This window comes from Citricoccus sp., from assembly GCF_035445025.1.
GTDB lineage: Bacteria > Actinomycetota > Actinomycetes > Actinomycetales > Micrococcaceae > Citricoccus.
In genome coordinates this window covers 1-3,419 of record NZ_DAOMPX010000043.1, presented here as the reverse complement: position 1 = coordinate 3,419, position 3,419 = coordinate 1, and the positions used below count along the sequence as shown (strand labels likewise).

Annotated in this window: 3 protein-coding genes, 1 other RNA gene and 1 pseudogene; 2 read left to right on the top strand and 3 right to left on the bottom strand. The window is 68.9% G+C overall.

The window, feature by feature from the left end:
* Window positions 1–63: 63 nt before the first annotated feature.
* Window positions 64–1,515 (bottom strand): amino acid permease, encoded by a 1,452-nt coding sequence (locus PLJ28_RS12135; protein ID WP_183524488.1) that lies wholly within the window; start codon window positions 1,513–1,515, stop codon window positions 64–66.
* Window positions 1,516–1,715: 200 nt separating this feature from the next.
* Here PLJ28_RS12135 and smpB point away from each other — a divergent pair, with 200 nt between their 5' ends.
* Both smpB and ssrA read left to right on the top strand, forming a co-directional pair.
* Window positions 1,716–2,222 (top strand): SsrA-binding protein SmpB, encoded by a 507-nt coding sequence (gene smpB / locus PLJ28_RS12130; protein ID WP_183524491.1) that lies wholly within the window; start codon window positions 1,716–1,718, stop codon window positions 2,220–2,222.
* 112 nt (window positions 2,223–2,334) lie between these two features.
* Window positions 2,335–2,705, top strand: a transfer-messenger RNA (tmRNA) gene (gene ssrA, locus PLJ28_RS12125).
* An 86-nt stretch (window positions 2,706–2,791) separates the two neighbouring features.
* Here ssrA and PLJ28_RS12120 read toward each other — a convergent pair.
* Complete coding sequence (locus tag PLJ28_RS12120) at window positions 2,792–3,166, bottom strand: fluoride efflux transporter FluC (protein WP_298045039.1); 375 nt, start codon at window positions 3,164–3,166, stop codon at window positions 2,792–2,794.
* Window positions 3,163–3,419: pseudogene (locus PLJ28_RS12115) on the bottom strand (FluC/FEX family fluoride channel); the annotation flags it as partial. The gene PLJ28_RS12120 and the pseudogene PLJ28_RS12115, both read right to left, overlap by 4 nt.

Sequence of the window (3,419 nt, the reverse complement as noted above, 5' to 3'; positions counted from 1 at the left end):
GACCCGCTCGGCCTGCTCTGACCCGCTCGGCCCGGTCGGGCCCGTACCGCCCGAACGGGCCGGTCAGGACCGGGAGGCCAGGTCGTGACGGTAGTGGGGGCTGTCGGCGTTGAGCACGGAGTGCCGGCGGCCGTAGGCGAAGTAGATGACCAGGCCGATGACGAGCCAGACGCCGAAACGCACCCAGGTCTCCCAGTGCAGCTGCAGGATGAGGAAGAGCGAGGCCAGCACGCCGAAGGCGGGCACCACGGGCATCCAGGGCAGCCGGAAGGTCCGGGAGGCCTCGGGGCGGGTGTAGCGGAACAGGATCACGGCCGTGCAGACGACCACGAAGGCGGACAGGATCCCGATGTTGGTCAGGTCCGCCACGGCCCGGATCGGGAAGATCCCGGCCAGCACGGCCGAGGCGATGCCGGCGATCCAGGTCACCCGCTGTGGCGTGCCGCGGTGGTCCACCCGGGCGAACCACGGGGGAAGCAGTCCGTCGCGGCTCATGGAGAACCACACCCGGGTCACGCCGAGCAGGAACGTCACCATCACGGTCAGGATCGAGATCACCGCGAAGATCGAGATGATCGAGGCGACCACGGGCAGGCCCACCGAGTAGAAGGCGGAGGCGAAACCGGCCTCCGGGTCGATGTCCCGGTAGTTCTGCATCCCGGTCAGCACGAGCGTGGCGGCCACGTAGAGGACCATCGCGATGATCAGCGACAGGATGATGGCCTTGGGCATGTGCTTGGTGCCGTCCTGCGCCTCCTCGGCGGCCGTGCTCATGGCGTCATAGCCGAAGACGGCGAAGAAGACCGTGGCCGCGCCCGTCAGCACGGGGCCGAACCCGGAGGGCATGAACGGGTCGAAGTTGGCGGTGTCGATGTAGAACACGCCCAGGCCGATGATGAACAGGATCAGCAGGATCTTGATGCCGACGGCGATCAGCTCGAACCGACCGAAGGTCTTCGTGCCCCGGCTGAGGATGAAGGTCACCAGCAGGCAGATGAGGATGGCCGGGAGGTTGATGATCCCGCCCTCGCCCTGGTCGGGCGTCGAGGCCATCCACGCGGGCAGCTCCAGCCCGAACCCCTGCAGGAACGCCTCGGCGTAACCGGAGATGCCGATCGCCACCACGGCGACGATCGCGATGTACTCCAGCAGCAGGTCCCAGCCGATGAACCAGCCAATGATCTCGCCCAGGGCCACGAAGCCGTAGGTGTACGCCGAACCGGCCCGGGGGATCATGCCCGCGAACTCGGCGTAGGACAGCGCCGCGGCCGCGGAAGCCAGGCCGGCGATGAGGAAGGAGATGAGGACGGCCGGGCCGACGGGGGGATTGTTCGCGTCCCCGTGCGCCACCAGTCCGGCCAGGGTGAAGATGCCGACGCCGACGATGCCGCCGACGCCGAGGGCGGTCAACTGCCAGAGGCCCAGGCTCTTGGACAGCACCGCGTGCTTGCTTTCCTCCTCGATGAGGTCGATCGGCATACGCCGCAGGATGGACTTGGGGTTCTGTGCTTTCATGGCTGTCCCGCCTATCCGTGCACAGCTGGAGGACATGATGGCTTGAACGTACTCGCCTCCACGGGCCACGCCAAGGATCACGGTCTCCCGGTCCCGGGTGAATTGCGCCGGGTGGTGACCCCGGTGCCAGCGCCCGTTCCCTTGACGGCGGCAGTACACTGGAAAGTCCGTGTGACCACCCCGGGCCGGAAGGAGAAGCCATGGCCAAGAAATCAGCTGACGGGTCGAAGAAGGCCGGTCCTGACGGCAGGCAGGTCATCGCGACCAACCGCAAGGCCCGCCACAATTACCTCATCCTGGACACCTACGAGGCCGGGATCTCGCTGATGGGCACCGAGGTGAAGTCGTTGCGGGAGGGCCACGCCTCGCTGGTGGACGGGTTCGCCGTGTTCTACGGCAACGAGCTCTACCTCGAGCAGGTCTACATCCCGGAGTACCTCAACGGGTCCTGGACCAACCACGCCGCCCGCCGCCGGCGCAAGCTGCTGCTGCACCGCCAGGAGCTGACGAAGATCGCCCGCCAGATCCAGGAGTCGGGACACACCATCGTGCCGTTGCAGCTCTACTTCCGCAACGGCCGCGTCAAGGTGGAGATCGGCGTGGCCCAGGGCAAGAAGGACTACGACAAGCGCCAGGCGCTGCGGGAGAAGCAGGACAACCGCGAGGCCCAGCGCGCCATGCGGATCCGCAACCGGCGCGCGGCCTGAGTCACCGCCGCCGGGAATACCCGCGGACGCCCATGGGTTATACTGGGCAGTCCGGACCAGGTGGGGGATCAGTGGAACCCCGCAGGGCACCGGTTGATTGACAACAGAACATGGGGATGATCGGTTTCGACGATGCACGTCGCGACAGGGGAAGCGGGCCGAGGATGCAGAGTTATCTCGGAAACGCCCTCTGCAAACCAACAAGTGCCGAATCTAAGCGCACTGACTTCGCTCTCGCTGCCTGATCAGTGAACGAGTCCGTCAGCCCGGGGATGCTATCGCCCCGGATCCTGGCGTCGATTAGATAGCCACTGTCCGCCACCCTCGCCGGGGGTCGTGGTGGAGACATTAATCCGGCTGGGCCCGGGTTGGCTGCCTGTTTGCGGGACAGCCAGGGCCGAGTAACACCCAGCGCAAACTGCGCCCGGAGAAGCCCTGACAACACTGCATCGGACGCGGGTTCAATTCCCGCCATCTCCACTCCCCGTGACGGACCCGGGACATCGCTGCGGCGGTGTCCCGGGTCCGCTGTGTTTAAGCACCCGGGGACTTCTCGCGCGCACCCTCGTTCACGCGGCCGACAGCGCAGACCCGCTCAGCAGCCCCAGCACCACGGCCAGGGCGCCGAGGCCCAGGTGCAGGGCCCACGTCCTGGCGGCGGTGCCCCATCGGCCGCGGAGGACGTCGTCGGCGGTGGCGGTGGACACGGTCGAGAAGGTCGTGAGCGCGCCGCAGAACCCGGTCACCCACAGGGTCGTCGCGTCCGCGGAGGGCTGGAGACCGATCACCAGGCCGGCCACGAGCGAGCCCGCCACGTTCGCCAGCAGGATCCCGCCCCGGGGCAACCAGTGGTCGCAGGCCAGGCGCAGCACGGCGCCGCACGCACCGGCCAGCATGAGCCAGAGCACGACGCCGGCCCCGGCCGCGTCCGGCAGCACGCTCACCGGGTGCCCCCGGGCGTCCCGGCGCGCAGTCCCGCCAGGGCGGCGGCGGTGCCGAGGGCGGCACTGACGGCGAGGGCCGCCACGACGCCGAGGGCCACGAGGGCGAGGGCGACCGGTTCACCCGGGGCGGCCTGCGGGCCGAGGCCCGTGACGAGGGCGGCGGCCAGGACCACGGCCGAGAGGGAGGTGAACGAGCCCAGGACGCCCACCCCGAGACCGGCCCGCAGCCAGCGCGGCAGCGGCCGCCGGGAGG